Raw genomic sequence first — 18,744 nt, forward strand, 5'->3', positions numbered from 1 at the left:
GATATTACTGTTTTACAAACTTAAGCTGTGCTGTACCTGCCGATGTTTCAAGGGTGATGAAATGCACCCCGGCTGATAGCTGCGATACATTCCATTTGGTATCGGTAGCGGTTTCCAGTACTTTTTGGCCTAAGGTGTTGTAGAAAGTAGTTTTAGTAACACTTACGCCATCGGGGATGCTAAGGTTAAGTTCAGTAGCTGTAGGGTTAGGGTACAGGCTGGCACTGAAGTCGGCGGCAAAAGCTTCGGTACCCAGCACACCGCTGTTTATGCCTGTTATAAGATGGTAATCAGGGTTTACTTCAATGCTTTGTACGGTAAAGCCCGGCAGCACATTAAACTGCTGGTTGTTATAGGTGTTGTCTAATACCGTGTTATATACCTGCCCGTTTGTACCGTGCAGGCGTATCGGCACCGGCATTTCGAAGAACGAAACAGATTCGTGCGACTGCGTTTGGGTAAGCTTTACATACACATTACCCGAACCGCCCGGTGTTACTGTAGCGGTGTAGGTAGGGTAGCCCTGGTTGTATATCCAGTCATCAAAAAACTCATCAAGGTTAACACCGCTTGCGGTTTCCAGGTGTGCCTGGAAATCCGGGGTTTTTGCGTAGCCGTAAGCCAAATCGGCATCGGCAAGGTAGTCTTTTACGCCTTGGTTAAAGTTGGTTTCCCCTAGCTTAAAGCGCAGCATGTACAGCACCATAGCGCCTTTGTTATAACTAAGCCTGCTGCTGAAGATGCGGCTTTCGTCCAGCGTGTCATTTGCTGTAAGGTATACTGCACCGTTAGGGTAAGATATAATGTTGTTTACCTTTTGCTGGCGCCATGTGGCAAATAATGATGCACCGTCCTGGTCCTCTATTACAAGCCCGCTAAGGTAGGTGGCAAAGCCTTCGTTCAGCCATATGTCCCTCCACGAGCCACAGGTTATTTTGTCGCCAAACCACTGGTGTCCCAGCTCGTGTGCTATAAGCTCCCTGCTGAAATTGCCCATAAAGGATACTGTGGTGTGCTCCATGCCTCCGCCTGCATTCCACTGTGCATGGCCATATTTTTCGGCATGGAAAGGATATTGCTCAAAGGTGTCCTCGTAAAACTGCATAATGCTAAGCGTTTGTGCAAGCATTGGCTCATTTGCAGATTGTGTTTCGGGGTAGAGGTAGTTTACCACAGGGAAACTGCCCTGGGTGCCGTTATAGGTTTGGTTATACACACTGTAATTTGTAACGGCAATGGCTACAAGGTAGGCAGGTATTAGGTAATTGTGCTGAAAGTGTGTGGTTTTATTTCCGCCCGATACGGTCTGCGAAATTTCAAGGCCGTTGCTTACCGCTGTATACTGCGATGGTGCGGTAATGTATACATCTATACCATCGATTTTATCGTTAAGGTCCTGCTTGCACGGCCACCAGTCTTTGGCACCGTAAGGTTCACTCAGAGTCCACAATATTGGCGAATCGCCGTGCCACGAAGTATTAATAGCATCTGTTTCAGGGTCGGGTTCGCCGTTGTAGTTTACCACCACAGTAGCCTGCTGCCCTTGTGCCATCACAGAGGGGAGGTTGATTACCAATTCATTATTGCTGTTTTGGGTAAAAGTCAGGTTTGTTGTACCCTGCTTTACACTGCTTACCGTAAGGGCATCATCCAGGTCGAACGTAATGGTAGACATGGACTGCTTTGCCGTAAATTCGGTAGTAATTTTTCCGGCTATGTAATATTCGTTAGGGTCTACGGTGAGTTCCAGTGTTTGGTGCCCCACGTCATAATTGCCGGTATTGGCATTAGCCACAAAGTTTGCGGACTTATAGGCCGATTTCATTTCAGATTCCACCAGTTGCTTAAACTCGGGCGAATCCTCTATGGTGGGGTTGTGCTGTGCAAATGCAGCAGCCGAAACAGCTAATAGGGTAAAAAGGGTAATTTTTCTCATTATAAGCATCAGTTTTGCCAAAGATAGTTACATATCTTCATAAGATGCTGGCAATTGCCTAAAATTTAGCTTAATAAAACAAAAAAACCTTTCTTGCCAGATAGAACCTTACATATTACCTTTGCGCCATGAAATTTATAGACATCATCATAGCCTCGTTACTGGTTTTCGGTATTGTAAAAGGAGTAGCAAAAGGGCTTTTTGCCGAACTGGCCTCACTTGTGGCGCTGGTTGTAGGCTTGTTCATCGCCATAAAATTCTCAGGCCTTTTTGCAGGCGATAAACCGGGCAATGGCGGAATCACCATATTCTTCATTACGTTTGTGGCTGCCGTGGTGGGTGTGTATATGCTGGCCAAAGTATTTACAAAACTTGCCGAAGCCGGTGGGCTGGGTTGGGTAAACCGTTTGTTGGGCGGGCTTTTCGGTGGGCTTAAAGTATGCCTTATAACAAGTGTGGCGCTCAACTTTTTCCTGAAGATAAACAGCACAAATATTTTTGCCAGCGAAGAAACCCTGAAACAGTCGTTATTCTTTTACCCGGTGCTTAGTGTGAGTAACTTTATTTTCCCGGTACTTAAAACGTGGTTTAGCTAACGCAGTTATTTTGTTTATAGTTCATGGTTTATAGATGGGTAAGACACTATAAACCATGAACTACTAACCTATTTCTTTTTCATTTTTTCTATAAGTGCATCCTCGTATTTCGCCTTCAGGGGAATCACCTCTTTGCTGGTTTCATTTGGTACGGTCATGCTCAGTACATAGTGTTTTATCTTCCACTCTTTCCCTTCTTTTTCCAGTACGCCACTGCCACGGCAGGCTTTCATCCAGGTATCCAGCAACTCGTCAAACCAGGCGGTTTTTCCGTCTTTGCTAAAGTATACGTGGCGTTCCAGTGCTTTAAAATCCCATGCCTTGCCTTTATCAAAATAGGGCTTACTAAATGTAGAGAACGCTTTTTTATCCCAGTTTTCGGTAGCATCGGTGCCTATGTAGTGCCCGTCCTCTGCTATTTTACCGAAGTAACCATTGTAGTCGGCTTTGGCAGCTGCGGTATGCCAGTCATCAAGTAATATGTTAATGGCCTTGGTTTCGTCTTTTATATTAACCGTTTGTTGAGGTTTTAGGCCGAAGTAAAGGCTTAGCCCCAGCGAAACCATAAGTAATATGGGAGTTGCTTTTTTCATAACATAAATATAGTAAAAAGCCGCTATTCAATTACGTGGTTTATAAGCACAAAAAAAGCCGCAAAAGCGGCTCTTTTTATTTTTCAGTATCAAATACTCGATTTAAACTGCTCCAGGAAGCGTACGTCGTTTTCATAGAACATACGTATGTCGCTTATCTGGTACAGCAGCATGGCCATACGCTCTATACCCATACCGAAGGCAAAGCCATTGTATTTGGCAGGGTCTATGTTGCAATTTTTAAGAACGTTAGGGTCTACCATGCCACAGCCCATAATTTCCAGCCAACCGGTACCTTTGGTAATACGGTAATCGGTTTCGGTTTTAAGGCCCCAGTAAATGTCTACCTCAGCACTTGGCTCAGTGAACGGGAAATAACTCGGGCGCAGGCGTATCTTGCTCTTGCCGAACATTTCTTTGGTAAAGTATAAAAGCGTCTGCTTCAGGTCGGCAAACGATACATCTTTGTCTATATAAAGCCCTTCTATCTGGTGGAAGATACAGTGCGAACGAGACGATATAGCCTCATTACGGAATACCCTACCCGGAGATATGGTACGTATAGGCGGCTTGTTGTCTTCCATATAACGCACCTGTACTGATGAGGTGTGCGTACGTAGCAGCACATCGGGGTTCGTCTGGATAAAGAACGTATCCTGCATGTCGCGTGCCGGGTGGTACTCGGGCAGGTTCAGCGCGGTAAAGTTGTGCCAGTCATCTTCAATTTCCGGGCCTTCACTTACGTTAAAGCCTATGTTGCTGAAGATGTCTATAACCTGGTTCCTTACAATAGATATAGGGTGGCGGCTACCCACGGCAAACGGTTCGCCTGGGCGGGTAAGGTCGCCATAAATACCGGTAGCTTCTTCCTTGCTTTCAAAAACTTCCTGAAGGTCAGATACCTTGGTTTCAGCAATCTTTTTAAGCTGGTTTATAACCTGGCCAAATTCCTTTTTTTGGTCGGCGGCTACGTTTTTAAACTCAGCAAAAAAATCTTTAAGTAATCCTTTACTACCTAAAAATTTAATCCTGAATGCTTCAAGTTCTTCTTTGGTATGTGCCTTAAACGCGTCGGCTTCGGCTATGTAGTCTTTAATCTTGTCTATCATTTTACTGTAAATGAGTGTGCAAATTTAAGGATTTTATCGTTGCTGCCGGTAATAAATAATAACCGGCTTATTGTATAAGCCCGCGCTCTAAAAAATAATCTACAATAGCAGTTTTCATCAGTACGCTTTGTTCGCCGGCTTTTAGCGGGGGTAATTGTTCTTTTACCGTGTAGTGCGGCCAGCCATCTGCGTCAAAAAAGTCGAACTCATAATAACCATAGGGTTCTAAAAGGCGGCATATGGCTATATGCATCAGGTTTACCTTTTCGTCTTTTTTAAATTTTTTGTGGAACTTACCCAGCTCCTGTACGCCTATAAGGTAAATAATAGAGTCGAGGTCCAATATTTCGCCATCGGCAAAACGGGTGCTCAGTATATGTACAAGCTGGTCCCAGCGTTCTTTCAGTTTTTCGTCGCGCGACATGTATATCCTTTCGTTAGTAAGCCGCAAAGATAATGAGATATATTTTAGCAGGTATGCACTATTGGCAAAAGGCTGAATGCTTTATTTATAACCATTCGAAATTTGAATTTAACGCTTTAATACGTATTTGATTATTAATTATTTATTAAGTTTGTGCATAACTTTGTGTAAATGTCGAATTTTAAGAACATGATGCTGGTAGATGACGATGAAGATGACCGTATGGTTTTCAGGGACATTTTGCACAGCGTATACCCCGATATTATATTTAACGACTTCAACTCAGCCGATGCATTGCTGATGTTCCTGGAGTGTGATTTTATAATGAAACCCGACCTGATATTTATGGATGTAAACATGCCGGTTAAAGACGGGTTTTACATACTGAAATACCTGCGTAAACGCGAACACCTGAGAGATATCCCCGTGATAATGTTCTCTACCAGTTCAGATCCTGAAGATATAGAAAAAGCAAGGAAGCTGGGGGCAGTGGGCTATGCTGTAAAGCCCGCCGAGATATCCAAGCTTATTGATATTATAAAAATTGTTTCAGACCGGGTGCTGTACACCACCAGCCCCGATGAAAACCTGGTGTTGCTATAAAACAAATAACCCTGCCTAAAAGCAGGGTTATTTGTTTTTATGTAGATTCGTTTATGCGTGGATATGTTTATTTGTTTATGGCTGAGTAAGCAACTTTAAACTTTAAACCTGAAACAAATAAACTAACTATTCATAATTGTTTCAATCTCTTCCGCTTCTATAGGGATGTTGCGCATCAGGTTAAACGGTTCGCCGCTTGGCTGTACCACCACGTTGTCTTCAAGGCGTATGCCAAAACCTTCCTGTGGGATGTAAATACCCGGTTCTACAGTAAATACCATGTTGGCTTCCATAGGCAGGTACAGCAGCCCATAATCATGCGTATCAAGGCCCAGGTGGTGGCTGGTGCCGTGCATAAAGTATTTTTTGTATGCAGGCCATGCAGGGTCTTCGTTTTGCACGTCGGCTTTATCAATAAGGCCAAGGCCAAGAAGCTCAGATGTCATAATCTTGCCCACTTCAACGTGGTATTCTTTCCATAGCGTACCCGGTGTAAGCAGTTTGGTGGCCTCATTTTTTACGCGCAGTACGGCATCATATACCTGGCGCTGGCGTGGCGTAAAGCGGCCGTTTACGGGAATGGTACGGCTAAGGTCGCTGCTGTAATTAGCATATTCGGCGGCAACGTCCAGCAATATCAGGTCGCCGTCCTTACACTCCTGGTTATTTTCTATATAGTGCAGCACATTGGCATTGTTGCCGCTGGCAATGATAGGCGTATAGGCAAATCCCTTGCTGCGGTTGCGCACGAACTCGTGTATCAGTTCGGCTTCCAGTTCGTATTCCCAAACGCCCGGTTTGGTAAAGCCTAGTATACGGCGGAAACCTTTTTCGGTAATGTCGCAGGCGTGCTGCATCAGGTCCAGTTCCTCCTGTTCTTTTATAGAACGCAGGCGTTGTAGTATTGGGTTGCTTTTGGCTACCTGGTGTGCCGGGTATTTGTCTTTCCACCACTTTATGAAGCGGGCCTCGCGGGTTTCCGTTTCCACTGATGAACGGTAGTGCTCATTAGTATTGATGTAGATGGTGTCGGTATAGGTCATGATTTCAAAAAGTGTCTTTTCAAAATCCTTAAGCCATACAATATTCTTGATGCCGCTAACTTCAGTCGCGCGTTCTTTGGTCAGTTTTTCGCCTTCCCAAATGGCAATGTGCTCGTTGGTTTCGCGTAGGAACAGTATTTCACGCAGGTGCTCATAAGGGGCATCCGGGCACAGTAACAGGATAGACTCCTCCTGGTCGGCGCCGCTCAGGTAAAAAATATCGCGGTGTTGTGCAAACGGTAGGGTGCTGTCGGCACTCACGGGGTAAATATCGTTAGAGTTGAATACGGCAACGCTTTTCGGCTTCATTTCGGCCATAAACTTTTTACGGTTTTTAATGAAAAGGCTGCTGGGTATCTGATGGTATTTCATAATAAAATTTTTATTCGGATACCAAAGGTAGGGAGAATTGGTAGATAGGTATAAAATATTTATTGAAAATATTTCCCAAAACGGGAACTTTTCTTAACTTTGTATAAACCAAAGAATCAATTGAGAGTTATATCGATAAAAATATTACGGGATTTCTGGGCTATACATGCGGATTGTGAACATCAACTGAAAGCATGGTACAAAGAAGCAGAGAAAGCAACATGGAATAGCCCTGTTGATATTAAAAGAGAATATCCAAGTGCAAGTATATTGCAGGACAATAGGATAGTTTTTAATATAAAAGGAAATAATTACCGGTTAATTGTAAAAATTAACTACAACCACAAAATGGTATGGATACGGTTTATAGGTACCCATGCAGGTTATGATAAGATTAATGCTAATACAATATAAAAATGAACATCAGACCTATAAAAACGGAAGAGGATTACAATGCGGCATTAGAAAGGCTTGAGGTTATTTTTGATGCAGCACCTGGCACACCTGAAAGTGATGAACTGGAGATATTGGGTATATTGATAGAGCAATTTGAAAAAGAACATTATCCGATAGATTTACCGGATCCTATTGAAGCCATTAAATTCCGTATGGAACAAATGGGTTACACCCAAAGTGATTTAGCTGAAATCATTGGGCAGAAAAGCCGTGCGAGTGAAATACTGAACCGTAAACGAAAACTTTCCCTTGAAATGATTCGTCAGATAAGTAATCAGCTGCATATACCTACTGATGTATTAGTTCAGGTTTATTAAATGCTCATAAAAACCCGCGCCATAGTAATCAGTGCCCTGCGCTACCAGGAAAAAAGCCTGGTGGTAAAATGCTATACGCAGAGCAGTGGCCTGAAAACCTACTATGTGCGCGATGCTTTTGGTGCCAAAAAAAGCACCCAGAAAAACATTTATTTCCGCCCGCTAAACCTGCTGGAAATAGAGGCTTCGCATAAAGATAAGGGTACGCTGGAGTACTTTAAGGAAGTACGCATGGCGCACCCGTACCACACCCTGAATACCGATATTGTAAAAACCACCATAGCGCTGTTTGTCAGTGAAATGCTGCACCACTGTATAAAAGAGGAGGAACAGAACGAAAGCCTGTATACCTTCCTGGAAACGGCCCTGTTGTGGCTGGACAGCCATGAGGGTACGGCCAACTTCCACCTGGTACTGCTTATGGAACTTACTAAGTTTTTAGGCTTTTACCCTAACGGTGCCGATAGCCACCCGTATTTCGAGATGACCGAAGGAGTGTTTATGCCCTACCACGGCATTACCTGCCTTACCGACCATGATACGGCCCTGCTGCGCCGCCTTATGGCCCTGAAGCTGGACGACAGCGCCAAGGCATTCCATGTAACGGAACGCCAGGTACTGCTGCGCATTTTGCTGGACTATTATGCCTTTCACCTCGAAGGTTTCCGCAGGCCGAAATCACTGGAAGTGCTAAGAGAAGTGTTTAGTTAGTGGATTCGGTAGTTTGTTAATTTGGCAGATTTACAATATTGTAAGTGCTATAAAAGATCCCATATATAAAACGAAACACAGGAAATCTACTCCGGTGGATTTTCGCTCATTGTTGCTAACCCCTCCTCTTTGGGGGAAGATGAGTTCCTGTCCCTGTTCTGCTAAGCTAATGTATCGTAAACCCTGGAATAACAATACCAGAAATATTGTATTTCTGAGAGGTTGCGCATAACTGCCTTTTACGGCCATATAGTAAGGTATATCTTTTAGGTATAGGTAAAAAAAGAAATGAATGATACCTACAATCAGCCAAAAGAAATAAACATTAAAATTGCGCAGAGACTTAAATCCCATGAGGTATAAAAGTATTTGTGTTCCAATGCCATAACCCAAAATTAAATCAGGTATAGGTGAGGGAGCAAAGGTGTAATAATACACTAATGCCAGTGAAAGCAAGGTATACGCTGCTAAAACTACGATGTTTATCAGCGTTAGTTTAAAGGGATTAAGAAATGGAGTAGTACCCATTCTAATGTTGGTTTTTACAAAGGTACTAATAAAACAAGTTCAAGTTTATTTTGCTAGAAAATATCCACCGGCTAAACCGACTCCCAGCCATACATACCACTTTTTATAAACAGGGGTGGGCAATATTACTTCAGCTGATTTTAATTGGGTTACTTTAACGTGGGGATTGCTATTGGTTACTTCGGTTACCAGGGTTTCACGGCCTAAAAACCAGCTGCGCTTAGTGCCGGTTATAAGGGTAGTTGTGTTAGGCAGGGTAAGGGTATCTATAATGATGCTTCTTTGGTCTGCCCGGTAACGTAATGAATACCATTTGCTTTGCGCAATACCTTCCCGTGAAAAAATACAGGGTACAGTATCGTGAAAAGTTATAGTAATGGTGTCGTATTTCGTCACGGTTTGGTATTTCGCTACTGTATGGGTTTTTGAAAAGTTTTCAGAGAGCCGTTGTAGTTCCCTGTCTTTATCCAGCAGTAGTTCTTCAAGTTGGCCTTTGTTGGTTTGCAATGTACGGACGGATGCTGTCTGCATGCCCAGTGCATTTGTAAAATACCGAATGCTATCGGTCAAAGCCAAAGCGTTTATCCGGCTGTTTTGCTGCACAGAGGTACACTTTTGCACAGCAAAAAGCAGCGCTATTACCAGCGCTGCTATAATCAGGTTTTGGGTTGGTATTTTCATACGTACTTTTCTATGGTTTTGGCTACGGCCTTTAGTGTGCCGGCATAGTTTGGCGCTGTAGCATAACCTGCCGCCGCTATGGCATCTATAAAAAGCATGGGGTTGTGCTTTACCTGTAGGGCTTCGGCATAGCGCTTGTTTTTCAGGAAGAAGTTGGCATGGTCTGTAAAACATTCCTCAGGCGTATTATACTTCCTGAAATAATCCTTCACTTTATACCGGAACATTTTCACGCCGTTACGCACTAAGGGTGTTACGCTTATCACCTGCGGGAATTCCAGGTCGGCCCTGCGGCTGTATTCGGTGGTGGTAAGCAGTTGCTCATTGCCGTTAATACCATCGGTGTCTTTTACACCAAAGAAAGCGTTGCCGGGTGCGGCTTTTCCCCAACCGCTTTCCAGTGCTGCCTGGGCAAGGATGGCTATGGCGCTGATGCCGGTTTTAGCTTCGGTTTGCTTGGCAAAGGGGAGGTATTTGGATATAAATTCAGGAATTGTCATTTTTAGTAGGGTTTAAGTTTCCGGAAAATATTACAAATATCCACTCAATGCTTTTCAGGCCACCATAGCCTAACAGAAACGCGATGCCGTACAGGACTTTATCGGTTAAATCCATCCGCTCGCCTACGATGGGAGTCAGGTAGTTTGCTGCAAACCCACCCGATACCACCGACAGGAATTTTTGCCATTTGGTAAGGCCACTGTTTTTAGAAATGAAGGTAATACCCCCGGCAAGCCCTGCAATGATAAAGGGAGCTTCTAACCCGAAGTATTTCAACAGCCCTGCAACAGTTGACAGTACAATATGTTTCATATTACGGTTCGTTTTTGCTGCTGAGTCTGCGTAGTGCGTCGTTCGCACGTTGTTGCCCGGTGCTGCTGCCCAGGTAGTATCCTATGGCAAGGCCCACGAACCCTATAAGGGCTGTTTGTAGTTGCTCATTTATATTTTGTGGCGGAATGTAGGAGGTAATAAACAAGTATACTATAAAACCGCCCACAAGAATAAGTGCCAGTATGGGCTTTATGTATTGGCTAATCATTTTCATGATTTGATTTCAAAATAAATCTTGACCAATCCTGATAGAAAATATTAAGTATTAGTTGAAAACCCTTATCTGTGTGCCATCACTGGTAAATTTGGCATTGCTGTTTTGCCCGGTAAGGGAATATGTAAGCGACTGGTTAATGAGTTCAGACCCGTTAGCATCTACGGTTACGGTATTTGCGGTATTGTCTTTACGATACACCCACACAGAATATCCACTAATTGAAGCAGCGGTTGGTAAGTTGATTGTAATATTCCCGCTGGAAGCATCAGCATAGACATACAGAAAGCCGTTAGACCCAATATTTGTGGTTGTTATGGTTGTAGTAGTAGTGACATTCATCACCCCGGCTTTTAGCCCTCCTGAATTAAAAGTAAAAGAGGTGCCTTTAATGTCTACTGCGCCAGTGCTTCCATTTTTCTCGAAAGCACGATTGCCATTGCCGTCGGCGATTACTACCCAGTTATTTGAATCTCCAGACATTGATTTAACAGTCCCAAGCAATGTATTATAATTTCCTGTAATAACACCTGTATACTCAGTTACGTTATTGGTGCCTCTTGAAACTATAAGATTATAGCTCCCGGTTGTTAGTGGACGGCCTGCTGACCTGCCCACAAAAGTGTTGAAATTTCCTTCTGTTAAGTCCATGCCGCTAGAACTTCCTAAAGCAGTGTTATATGAACCGGTTGTAGCATAATACATAGCCGATCCCCCAAATGCTGTATTGAAAGCTCCGGTTGTTAATAAATATAATGTTTGGAGCCCGATCGCTGTATTTGATGCACCTGAGGTAAGGAAAGTCAATGCCTGGTAGCCCACCGCAGTATTAAACTGTGATGTTACACTTTTAAGTGAAGAAACACCAACACCAGTGTTATAATTACCATTAGCGTTTAACATACAATTACGCCCCACCGCAGTATTGTTAAATCCGGTTGTATTAGAATACAGACTGCCGTATCCAAACCCCGTATTTGAATTTCCAGTTGTATTTTTGACTAGGGAATAGAGCCCAAATGCACAATTATTCTCTACATTTCCTTTTCCTCTATTGTGAATATGAAGTTGATTAAATTCATCTTTTGCTACATATAAGCTCCGGGTGTCAGTAGAAAAATCAGAGGAGCCATAAATCCCGAAAATATTTTTCACTTCACCCGTTGGCACAACATCATCATTCCCAATATACACCTGCCCGGCATACAACGTCTTATCCCCTAAGTCTACATTTTGTGTTGCACCCTTATAGGGTACGTATTTACCTCCCAAGGGGAAAAAGCGCACCGCTTTATCAATATTGCGCCACACAAGTACACTGTCAGTAGCGTTGCCTTCAACGGGATTGTTGATTTTCAAATTATTTGTTGTGGTAAACGGAGCAGTTTGTGCATGTGCAATACAGCAAACTATAAGCATCATATAAAATAGTTTTCTCATTTCTTTTCTGGTTTAAATTTCAGTTGCCAACAGAATACTTAAGTTTTCAATACTGTCAGGATCTCCACCGTTATAAATTGCACTGTGGATGACGAGGTTGCCTATACGGTGGCTAATTTCATCGCCCGTTTCCAGTTCGCTAATACTTGAGTAATTAGCTACTTTACTACGGATAACAGGCCTGCCCGGTGTTGATATCACAGTGCTTTGGAAAACCATAGTTTCAGAACCGGTACCGGAATATGAACGGGGTATCAGTAAATCAAAACTTTCATATACAGCATTCGGGTCAAGCATTAGTGTTATTTTATAACCATCCCTTTTAAGCATTAGTCCACCGGAAGGTTGTATCTCGGTAGTGTTTATGCCGTCCGATGTGGTAATGGGTTGGTCTGTTGTACTTCCCTGAATAGTCACCTGTTGTAGATTCGGGATGTAAGGCTCAGGCGTTTCAGCCACGGGCATTTCTTCGAAGTCTGACTCAGTAAATAGTAACGTATTACTGCCCCCGTATATACCGTAATCAGTTCCTATAAACTGAAGCAGGTATTCTGCCCCATCAACTGTAAACTTCAGGAAATAATACAAATCAGGATTGCTTAGGTCGCGTTCAACTGCATTGGCTGCTGAGATATAATCACCATCCGGCAGTACACCGAGTGGTATTACAGAAGTGTTACCTCCATCTTGTACATCCTGGGGTGTGGCATTTTGTGTAAGTACATATTGTAGCATACCCCGGTTAACTGTGGTGCCACCGGCAATTTCCGGCCCTCCCCATAAGCCCTTACCGGCTGTAAACCAGTATATGTGTTTTTTTATGGGGCTGGTGCCGAGCATATTCACGACAATCCACGGAACATCAGTTTCACTGAAGCTTATGGGGAGATTAGCGTTTATAAGCATTGCTACCTGGGTGGTGCTGGGGACGTTGCCTGCGTCCTGTGTGGCATAGGTACGTACACGGTGTATGTTATTTTGGTTTACATACGGCACATATTGGTATACTTTCAACAGGTTATTCAGCGTAAGCTGGGTACCTCCAATGCCGTAACTGCCTTTACCCACCCCAATAGTATTATAAACTAACACCCTTTCGCCTCCGTCGTAACACTTGTACGAAACCAGGTTGTGCTCATCAATAAGGTAAAGCGGCAGGGCATTAATCTTGGCTAATATTTGCGTTTCTGTATCAGTAGTAGCTATTGTTACATCTTTTACAATCCTTTTATTGTCCTGTATCAGCTCCCCTACATCGTTGCCCAAGGTGCCACGGCTGAATATAATGTCAAGCAACGCTTCCTGGAGCAGTGCCGCATTGCTGAAGGTTTCTCCGTTTACAATATAATTACTGTAAATATCGTAGCCTGCCAGTACATCGCAATTGTCGTAGCAGTTGTAAATCTGCACGCGGTTACCCGACACCCTGCTAACGTAGTTTTTCAGGTACTGTATGCCATTTAGCGTAAAGCGTTTGTTGCTGTACGAATTTATAATAACCATCAGCCAATCTTTTTAAGTCGAAATCCTCCTGCGGGGGCGTTTTGCCCATGGGGTTTGTACCCGGTATATCCTGTTCGGGTGAGGTAATTTTTTACATTACCCCACAGTTGTACGGCTGCATCGCGGTTCATGGTGTACAGGGTTTTCTTTGCCAATGGTTCTGCCGGGCGGCTGCTGTCGTTCAGTTTTTCTACCATGCTGAAGGGTGTATCGGTAACCGACGAAAACATAGCATAGCGTGCATAAGCAAAGTAGGCCAGTACCATCTTAAGTCCGTAGTTCTGGTAACTAATGCCGTCGTGCTCGTACACGCCGCCTTCCAGCAGTTCGGTATGATCCTGGGGTGCGGCAAGGATGCTGTTAAACAGGCTTTCGCCAATAAGGGGCTGAAGGTCCAGCAGCTGTGCATCGCGTATCTGTTCGTTCAGCTTATCGTCAAAAGTGGTTTTGGCCATCTGTTTGTATTGGGCCAAATCACTGCGGGATATCAGGAGCTGCATCTTCAATCAGTTTTAGGGGTTCTACTTTAAGGCTTTTGTAATCGGGCATTTGCGCCAGCAGGCGGTTCAGAAGCCCCGTAAGCAGGTTGCGGTCTTTGCTGGTGTTTTCCCAGTAGGTACGCTTCATTTCACGGATGGCCTCGCCACTATTTCCAAAAAGCGCACTGTCGTTGGTTTTCACGAGTCCCGACGGAAGGTTGTTAAATGCCACCAGTATGTTTTCGCGCACGCTGGTTTCGGTATAGTTAAACAGCTCGTCGTCTATTTTGCTTTCTATCTGCTTTACCAGTATGGCATCTTCCAGTTTTTCCCCGGCAAAGTCCATTTCCAGGCACAGCACGCCACCGGTATTTTCGGCACCGAGGCTGTCTTTTATGGCTTTCTGAAAGGCTTCGCGCTCATCTTCGGCTTCACGGTAGGCATGGCTGCCCGGTTCCAGGCCACCACCAACAAGCGGACGTGTAACCACCAGTGTATTGCCAAAAAAACCACGGCGCAACAGCCTGTTTTTGTAAATGCCCGCCTGTGCCTCGCTGTCGCAATCTTCGGCTACGGCATCAATGCGGCTCAGGGGGTAGATAAGCTTAGTATCCATATTAACGAACAGTACCTGGCCTTTGTACTGCTCCCAGCCACCGGCGGCTTCTACCTGTGCATCTATAACTGCCTTGCGGGGGTTGTACACATCTATAAGTTCTATTTCGCTGCGTTTTGGCTTCAGCCATTCTTTACACACCGCTACCTTACCCGAATAATCAGTACTGTCTTTTTTGCCCATACGGCACCATTCGTAGGGCAGTACACTTACGTCGGCTATCTGGTACAGTGCGTTGTAGTTGATGTGTATAAACACTCCGCGCTGCTTTACCAGGTCGTCTGCCACATCATCGGCAAAATCAATCAGGCGGAGGTTTTTCTGTTTGTTGATGACAATGCTGTCGTTTTCCGGGCCGTACCCTTTACCGATGAGGTACTGCACCATAATGGCTGCCGCGCTCTTGGCCGTAACGCTGTTGTTTATCAGCCGGTCCATACGTTCGGGATAGGCGTTGTCCACGTCATTGGCATATACGTCGGCGCTTTTGCTCCAGGGGGTAAGGCGTTTCCAAATGTCTACAAAGAGCGCCTTCATTCGGTACTGTCGTTATCTTCAAGTGCGGAGAGGGTATCTGTCGGGGTAGTGTTTACGGTCTGCCCAGTGTGTATTTCTTCGTCGCTTTCCGGTTCTGTTGTTGATACTGTTTCCGGCTCCGGTATTTGGGCAAAGTAGCGTGCGCCGTTAGGGTGGTTTAGTAATATTTCGGCATACGCATCGGTTATGTTGTCATTGTTGACCAAGATGGGTGAACCAAATTGCAGTGGTATGTTTTCGTAACGTTCGTGCAGCCTGTAGCGGCAGGTGTTTGCGGTACTCATACTTTTATAATGGTTTTTATAACGGGTCAAATATTCTTGCAGGCAGCGGGGGCACCCCGGGTTTACCGGGCCCGGGAAAAGGGCGGTATACTCCCTGAGGAACAGCTCAAGGTACCGCCGGCCCTCGCCCGTAACACTACGGGTAAGGGCTGCGATATCCATACTGGTAAAATCCATACGGTTATGGGGTTACCGGTACCAGTTTGTTGTCAAACAGGGCCTTTGTGGCGGCGTAGGTGCCGTCCAGGAAGTTTTTCGGCATGGTAGCCTCTTCAAAACCGTCGGCGCTTGCAAGCTCAAACATAATCATGTTGTCGTTTTCCTTGCTGCTGTTTGTCATGGTGCTTATTTCAAGGCCCGATGAAAGCCCCAGGATCTCGAAGGCATCTTTACTGCCGGCACCTTTCCATACCTGCTCTACGATGATTACATATTTGGCACCCTTGGCCAGAGCCGAAGCCTGCATTTTGTTTTCGGCGCTCGGGTTAAAGATCACCCCGCTAAAGGTGTGCTTAAACTTATCAGGCGCGTTTTCCTTTTTCACAAGTTCCCAGGCCTTGCTGTTACTCTGCTTTACACCGGTAAGCCTGAAAGCATCGGCAGTGGCATTCAGCTCCAGGCCGGTAACCACAAGGTCGTTATCAGGGTCTACAGTTATGGTAGATACTTTAACATCATCTTTTTTTACAATGAGCACGTTTTGCTCTATACCGCCCACAGGCGCGTTAATACAATCGAAAAGGATATCAGCGGTTAGGTTTCCAGTACAATCAGACATGGTTGTTTTTTTTGATTAGAGAAGAAGTCTTGGGGGGATGGTTGTTAGTTGTCGGTTGATGGTTGTTGGGAGCTTCACTCGTATATAATTCTCCATGCGGATTTCCCCCCGGGCGTTGCCCCAGGCTAATAAACGTGACCCCTTCAGGGTCGTAATGGGCACGAGTGAAGTTGCTCCCTCTCCTCCGGATAGGGGTTGGTGTGAGGATTGTTAACCACCCCGCCCTGCGGGCACCCCTCCGAGGAGGGGAATGCTTACTCTGCTGTATTATAGTCGCAGTTTTCAGTCCCGATAGTGGGTACGAGTGAAGCTAACTTTAAACCTGAAACTTTTAAACTTTAAACAAATTAGTACGCTGCCACCGTCATATACGGTTCAAGGTGCTTGGCGTCGATGCTGTATGCAGCGTCCATAATGTTGGTGCGTAGGGTTTTGTCGTAGAACACATCAAGCTTGGTAAGGTCTTCTTCGCTTAGGGTACCTACCGGAATGTTGCTCTTTGTAGTCAGCACGGCACGGTGTGGCAGATGGTATTTGGTACCGTTGTTCTGGTAGTCTTTAATATAGCGGTCCCAGTCGTAACGCACTTTTACCTCTATACCGTCAAAGAACAGCCTTGGCCTGCCTTCTTCCACCACTTCCAGGAAGCCCGAACCCAGGTTTTTGTTGCGCAGGGTAGCACGGTAGTTATCGGCCAGCGAACGGCTTGCAAGGATAAACACATCGTCTGCCGAAACCAGCCTTTCGTCAGCACGGGTTACCATTTTCTCGAAGATGTCCAACGCGGCATCCTCATCCAGTACTTGGGCAGCATAGGTAGTACCTGCATTTTTGGTAATGGCAACATAGTTGGCCACAGAGGTAGGCACTTCGGCGAAGATTTGCTTAAACAGGCCGTCGAACGAGTTGAAATACCCCAGGTCGGTACCGTTTTTAAACACACCGCTGTTTGCTACTGTGGCTGCCGTTTTATCGTTAAACCATACCTTACGGTGGATGTTTTCTACCAGTGCCGATTCTACTGCGGAAATGATAACACCCAGTTCCTGAGAACCAACAAGGTCGAAGAAATCAGGGTTAATGCGCTGCGACTTACGGAACAGCTTCAGCAGGGCAGGCATATCCGTTTGGCAGTGCATCAGGCGGAAGTCCTCCAGTACGGGTGTCCAGTACTTTTGCGTAAGCGAAAAGCCTTCGGCCTCATTTGGCGTACAGCCTTGTGTTTCCTTACCCAGCAGGCCCAGCCTTGTAGCAAAGGCAATCTGCGTTTTCACGTCGATACCGGTTTCTACCTCGTGGTATTCGGCAAGGTCGCTTTCGTTAAACACCCTTTCAAAAATTACTTCGCTTACCGTTTCGGCTTCGCGGGGGTTAAGCACCAGGGCATCTGCATTAATAAGCGGCATTACTTCCTTGTTTTTTGTTGCAAATATTGTTTCATACCGTTAAGGCGGTCGGCCTGTGCCGGTTTGCGCACAGCTGCCTTTTGGCCGTCCAGGCTGTAGCGGCTGCCTACCTGCCTTTTTAGCGCCAGTACTTCATTTTTTACCTGAGCCAACTGGCGTTTCAGGGCTTTGTTTTGTGCACGCAGGGCAGCGGCGGTTTCGGCAGGTGCGGCAGCAGGGTCGGGCTCAATGATTTCGGTAAGTTCGCCTGCGGTAAACACGTAGGTGGTTCCGTCCGGCAGCAGGTATTCGCCTTCGGCAGGTGTACCGTCTATGGTAGCGGTGGCACCTATTTCTACCACGTCGGCATCGGCCAAATCGGTAAAGTCAATTTCGGCGCCGGTGGCATCCTGCACCAGTTTGTTAAAAATAGCCGGCTGGTTAAACCTGCCCATCACTTTGGTAAACAGGCTTTCCATCCAGTGCCTGTCCTTGTCGGTAAACTGTCCTCTCATGGGTTTGTTAGTGTTCAAATATGCTTTTGCTACAGCTTTTATGGGCTGTGTGGTGGTGGTAAACCCCAGCGCGATGAGTTGGGCGGGGGTAAGCCAGGTTTCGTTTTTCAGCAGCGGCAGTATGGCTTCTTTCTGTACGCTGAGGGCCTTGGTGTAAAAGCCTACCATTTTTTGTTCTACCTGCCGCAGCTGGGCTGCAAACTGTTCCAGCTCATCGGCGGTGCCCATGCTGCCACCCCAGGGCAGGTGAATCATAAACGGGGTGTTTTCGCGCAGCTGGCGGCGGCTCCCGGCCATGAATATCACCGTGGCAATGCTGGCTACTATGCCGCTGCCTATGGTGGTAAGGGGCTTGCGCAGGGCACGCAGGTAGTTGTAAATGTCGAACCCTACGTCTACCAGCCCGCCTTCGCTGTTTATGTGCACGTTAAAGGCGGTGGCTGTGGGCTGCTTTTTTACCTGGGCTACCACATCGGCCAATGATACCCCGGTAGTACCGTCAAAGGTGCCTATCTGGCCGGAGATGTAGATGTTTCCTGTCATTCGGTGATTGAATGATTGAAATATTGGTTTTGTTTAAGGTTTAAAGTTTCAGGTTGGCTTACTGATACTGACAAACTCTTACTACTTAATTCCTGATACTTAATACTTCTTCAGTACTGAAATTCTACACTGCAAAGTTACGGTGGTTTTGGGGTGGTAGTACTGAAGGGGTTTGTTCAGTAAAAGTTGTCGGTTGTTCGTTGTTAGTTGTTGGGAGCTTCACTCAAATGTAAAAATGAAAGAGCGG

The 18,744-nt window shown here is 45.5% G+C and carries 23 protein-coding genes; 5 read left to right on the top strand and 18 right to left on the bottom strand.

The window, feature by feature from the left end:
* Window positions 1–4 precede the first annotated feature (4 nt).
* A complete protein-coding gene (locus ACZIX4_RS06390) occupies window positions 5–1,936 on the bottom strand; it encodes a M1 family aminopeptidase (protein ID WP_463334783.1) in 1,932 nt (643 codons plus the stop codon).
* A 128-nt stretch (window positions 1,937–2,064) separates the two neighbouring features.
* On the opposite strand from ACZIX4_RS06390, the gene ACZIX4_RS06395 reads away from it, so the two are divergent.
* Complete coding sequence (locus ACZIX4_RS06395) at window positions 2,065–2,532, top strand: CvpA family protein (RefSeq protein WP_463334784.1); 468 nt, start codon at window positions 2,065–2,067, stop codon at window positions 2,530–2,532.
* A 68-nt stretch (window positions 2,533–2,600) separates the two neighbouring features.
* Here ACZIX4_RS06395 and ACZIX4_RS06400 read toward each other — a convergent pair whose 3' ends face one another.
* From ACZIX4_RS06400 to ACZIX4_RS06410, 3 genes are all read right to left on the bottom strand, one after another.
* Window positions 2,601–3,125: a nuclear transport factor 2 family protein gene (locus tag ACZIX4_RS06400; protein WP_463334785.1), complete on the bottom strand. Its 525-nt coding sequence runs from the start codon at window positions 3,123–3,125 to the stop codon at window positions 2,601–2,603.
* Window positions 3,126–3,214: 89 nt separating this feature from the next.
* Window positions 3,215–4,234, bottom strand: a complete 1,020-nt coding sequence (gene pheS / locus ACZIX4_RS06405) for a phenylalanine--tRNA ligase subunit alpha (RefSeq protein ID WP_463334786.1) — start codon at window positions 4,232–4,234, stop codon at window positions 3,215–3,217.
* 67 nt (window positions 4,235–4,301) lie between these two features.
* Complete coding sequence (locus tag ACZIX4_RS06410; RefSeq protein ID WP_463335185.1) at window positions 4,302–4,658, bottom strand: hypothetical protein; 357 nt, start codon at window positions 4,656–4,658, stop codon at window positions 4,302–4,304.
* Between the two features lie 171 nt (window positions 4,659–4,829).
* Here ACZIX4_RS06410 and ACZIX4_RS06415 point away from each other — a divergent pair, with 171 nt between their 5' ends.
* A complete protein-coding gene (locus ACZIX4_RS06415; protein WP_463334787.1) occupies window positions 4,830–5,261 on the top strand; it encodes a response regulator in 432 nt (143 codons plus the stop codon).
* Between the two features lie 122 nt (window positions 5,262–5,383).
* On the opposite strand, the gene ACZIX4_RS06420 is transcribed toward ACZIX4_RS06415, so the two are convergent.
* The gene (locus ACZIX4_RS06420; protein WP_463334788.1) at window positions 5,384–6,676 is read right to left on the bottom strand and encodes an aminopeptidase P family protein; all 1,293 of its coding nucleotides are present in this window, start codon (window positions 6,674–6,676) and stop codon (window positions 5,384–5,386) included.
* 120 nt (window positions 6,677–6,796) lie between these two features.
* On the opposite strand from ACZIX4_RS06420, the gene ACZIX4_RS06425 reads away from it, so the two are divergent.
* The 3 genes from ACZIX4_RS06425 to recO are packed head-to-tail and all read left to right on the top strand — an operon-like array spanning window position 6,797 to window position 8,160.
* Complete coding sequence (locus ACZIX4_RS06425) at window positions 6,797–7,090, top strand: type II toxin-antitoxin system HigB family toxin (RefSeq protein WP_463334789.1); 294 nt, start codon at window positions 6,797–6,799, stop codon at window positions 7,088–7,090.
* 2 nt (window positions 7,091–7,092) lie between these two features.
* Complete coding sequence (locus ACZIX4_RS06430) at window positions 7,093–7,449, top strand: helix-turn-helix domain-containing protein (protein WP_463334790.1); 357 nt, start codon at window positions 7,093–7,095, stop codon at window positions 7,447–7,449.
* The gene (recO, locus tag ACZIX4_RS06435; protein ID WP_463334791.1) at window positions 7,450–8,160 is read left to right on the top strand and encodes a DNA repair protein RecO; all 711 of its coding nucleotides are present in this window, start codon (window positions 7,450–7,452) and stop codon (window positions 8,158–8,160) included.
* Window positions 8,161–8,190: 30 nt separating this feature from the next.
* Here the strand turns inward: recO and ACZIX4_RS06440 are convergent, their stop codons facing one another.
* The 13 genes from ACZIX4_RS06440 to ACZIX4_RS06500 all read right to left on the bottom strand — a co-directional run bounded on the left by ACZIX4_RS06440 (window position 8,191) and on the right by ACZIX4_RS06500 (window position 18,497).
* Window positions 8,191–8,688, bottom strand: a complete 498-nt coding sequence (locus ACZIX4_RS06440) for a hypothetical protein (protein ID WP_463334792.1) — start codon at window positions 8,686–8,688, stop codon at window positions 8,191–8,193.
* Between the two features lie 45 nt (window positions 8,689–8,733).
* Window positions 8,734–9,369: a DUF6549 family protein gene (locus ACZIX4_RS06445; protein WP_463334793.1), complete on the bottom strand. Its 636-nt coding sequence runs from the start codon at window positions 9,367–9,369 to the stop codon at window positions 8,734–8,736.
* Complete coding sequence (locus ACZIX4_RS06450) at window positions 9,366–9,869, bottom strand: glucosaminidase domain-containing protein (protein WP_463334794.1); 504 nt, start codon at window positions 9,867–9,869, stop codon at window positions 9,366–9,368. The genes ACZIX4_RS06445 and ACZIX4_RS06450 overlap by 4 nt, the downstream gene beginning before the upstream one ends.
* Window positions 9,856–10,182, bottom strand: coding sequence for a hypothetical protein (locus ACZIX4_RS06455; protein ID WP_463334795.1), 327 nt, complete (start codon window positions 10,180–10,182; stop codon window positions 9,856–9,858). Before ACZIX4_RS06455 ends, ACZIX4_RS06450 begins: the two co-directional genes overlap by 14 nt.
* Before the next feature lies 1 nt (window position 10,183).
* Window positions 10,184–10,417 (bottom strand): hypothetical protein, encoded by a 234-nt coding sequence (locus tag ACZIX4_RS06460; RefSeq protein WP_463334796.1) that lies wholly within the window; start codon window positions 10,415–10,417, stop codon window positions 10,184–10,186.
* Window positions 10,418–10,468: 51 nt separating this feature from the next.
* Window positions 10,469–11,857 (bottom strand): hypothetical protein, encoded by a 1,389-nt coding sequence (locus tag ACZIX4_RS06465; protein ID WP_463334797.1) that lies wholly within the window; start codon window positions 11,855–11,857, stop codon window positions 10,469–10,471.
* Window positions 11,858–11,869: 12 nt separating this feature from the next.
* Window positions 11,870–13,360, bottom strand: a complete 1,491-nt coding sequence (locus ACZIX4_RS06470) for a hypothetical protein (protein WP_463334798.1) — start codon at window positions 13,358–13,360, stop codon at window positions 11,870–11,872.
* Complete coding sequence (locus ACZIX4_RS06475) at window positions 13,360–13,860, bottom strand: DUF6712 family protein (protein ID WP_463334799.1); 501 nt, start codon at window positions 13,858–13,860, stop codon at window positions 13,360–13,362. The genes ACZIX4_RS06470 and ACZIX4_RS06475 overlap by 1 nt, the downstream gene beginning before the upstream one ends.
* Window positions 13,835–14,992 carry a hypothetical protein gene (locus ACZIX4_RS06480; RefSeq protein ID WP_463334800.1) on the bottom strand — a complete coding sequence of 386 codons (1,158 nt, stop codon included), beginning with the start codon at window positions 14,990–14,992 and terminating at the stop codon, window positions 13,835–13,837. The genes ACZIX4_RS06475 and ACZIX4_RS06480 overlap by 26 nt, the downstream gene beginning before the upstream one ends.
* A complete protein-coding gene (locus ACZIX4_RS06485; RefSeq protein ID WP_463334801.1) occupies window positions 14,989–15,453 on the bottom strand; it encodes a hypothetical protein in 465 nt (154 codons plus the stop codon). Before ACZIX4_RS06485 ends, ACZIX4_RS06480 begins: the two co-directional genes overlap by 4 nt.
* 4 nt (window positions 15,454–15,457) lie before the next feature.
* Entirely contained in the window at window positions 15,458–16,054 is a 597-nt protein-coding gene (locus ACZIX4_RS06490) for a hypothetical protein (protein ID WP_463334802.1), read from the bottom strand.
* Window positions 16,055–16,401: 347 nt separating this feature from the next.
* The gene (locus tag ACZIX4_RS06495; protein WP_463334803.1) at window positions 16,402–17,460 is read right to left on the bottom strand and encodes a hypothetical protein; all 1,059 of its coding nucleotides are present in this window, start codon (window positions 17,458–17,460) and stop codon (window positions 16,402–16,404) included.
* Window positions 17,460–18,497, bottom strand: a complete 1,038-nt coding sequence (locus ACZIX4_RS06500) for a head maturation protease, ClpP-related (RefSeq protein WP_463334804.1) — start codon at window positions 18,495–18,497, stop codon at window positions 17,460–17,462. Before ACZIX4_RS06500 ends, ACZIX4_RS06495 begins: the two co-directional genes overlap by 1 nt.
* Between the last annotated feature and the right edge of the window lie 247 nt (window positions 18,498–18,744).

It is taken from the genome of Flavobacterium niveum (genome assembly GCF_055231775.1).

Excerpts from the sequence above, each read along its gene's own strand:
- ACZIX4_RS06465 (WP_463334797.1), bottom strand. The coding sequence starts at position 11,857 with ATGAGAAAACTATTTTATATGATGCTTATAGTTTGCTGTATTGCACAT.
- ACZIX4_RS06420 (WP_463334788.1), bottom strand. The coding sequence starts at position 6,676 with ATGAAATACCATCAGATACCCAGCAGCCTTTTCATTAAAAACCGTAAA.
- ACZIX4_RS06450 (WP_463334794.1), bottom strand. The coding sequence starts at position 9,869 with ATGACAATTCCTGAATTTATATCCAAATACCTCCCCTTTGCCAAGCAA.
- ACZIX4_RS06455 (WP_463334795.1), bottom strand. The coding sequence starts at position 10,182 with ATGAAACATATTGTACTGTCAACTGTTGCAGGGCTGTTGAAATACTTC.
- ACZIX4_RS06500 (WP_463334804.1), bottom strand. The coding sequence starts at position 18,497 with ATGACAGGAAACATCTACATCTCCGGCCAGATAGGCACCTTTGACGGT.
- ACZIX4_RS06430 (WP_463334790.1), top strand. The coding sequence starts at position 7,093 with ATGAACATCAGACCTATAAAAACGGAAGAGGATTACAATGCGGCATTA.
- ACZIX4_RS06490 (WP_463334802.1), bottom strand. The coding sequence starts at position 16,054 with ATGTCTGATTGTACTGGAAACCTAACCGCTGATATCCTTTTCGATTGT.
- ACZIX4_RS06480 (WP_463334800.1), bottom strand. The coding sequence starts at position 14,992 with ATGAAGGCGCTCTTTGTAGACATTTGGAAACGCCTTACCCCCTGGAGC.
- ACZIX4_RS06400 (WP_463334785.1), bottom strand. The coding sequence starts at position 3,125 with ATGAAAAAAGCAACTCCCATATTACTTATGGTTTCGCTGGGGCTAAGC.
- ACZIX4_RS06395 (WP_463334784.1), top strand. The coding sequence starts at position 2,065 with ATGAAATTTATAGACATCATCATAGCCTCGTTACTGGTTTTCGGTATT.
- ACZIX4_RS06460 (WP_463334796.1), bottom strand. The coding sequence starts at position 10,417 with ATGAAAATGATTAGCCAATACATAAAGCCCATACTGGCACTTATTCTT.
- recO (WP_463334791.1), top strand. The coding sequence starts at position 7,450 with ATGCTCATAAAAACCCGCGCCATAGTAATCAGTGCCCTGCGCTACCAG.
- ACZIX4_RS06485 (WP_463334801.1), bottom strand. The coding sequence starts at position 15,453 with ATGGATTTTACCAGTATGGATATCGCAGCCCTTACCCGTAGTGTTACG.
- pheS (WP_463334786.1), bottom strand. The coding sequence starts at position 4,234 with ATGATAGACAAGATTAAAGACTACATAGCCGAAGCCGACGCGTTTAAG.
- ACZIX4_RS06475 (WP_463334799.1), bottom strand. The coding sequence starts at position 13,860 with ATGCAGCTCCTGATATCCCGCAGTGATTTGGCCCAATACAAACAGATG.
- ACZIX4_RS06445 (WP_463334793.1), bottom strand. The coding sequence starts at position 9,369 with ATGAAAATACCAACCCAAAACCTGATTATAGCAGCGCTGGTAATAGCG.
- ACZIX4_RS06410 (WP_463335185.1), bottom strand. The coding sequence starts at position 4,658 with ATGTCGCGCGACGAAAAACTGAAAGAACGCTGGGACCAGCTTGTACAT.
- ACZIX4_RS06415 (WP_463334787.1), top strand. The coding sequence starts at position 4,830 with ATGTCGAATTTTAAGAACATGATGCTGGTAGATGACGATGAAGATGAC.
- ACZIX4_RS06470 (WP_463334798.1), bottom strand. The coding sequence starts at position 13,360 with ATGGTTATTATAAATTCGTACAGCAACAAACGCTTTACGCTAAATGGC.
- ACZIX4_RS06495 (WP_463334803.1), bottom strand. The coding sequence starts at position 17,460 with ATGCCGCTTATTAATGCAGATGCCCTGGTGCTTAACCCCCGCGAAGCC.
- ACZIX4_RS06390 (WP_463334783.1), bottom strand. The coding sequence starts at position 1,936 with ATGAGAAAAATTACCCTTTTTACCCTATTAGCTGTTTCGGCTGCTGCA.
- ACZIX4_RS06440 (WP_463334792.1), bottom strand. The coding sequence starts at position 8,688 with ATGGGTACTACTCCATTTCTTAATCCCTTTAAACTAACGCTGATAAAC.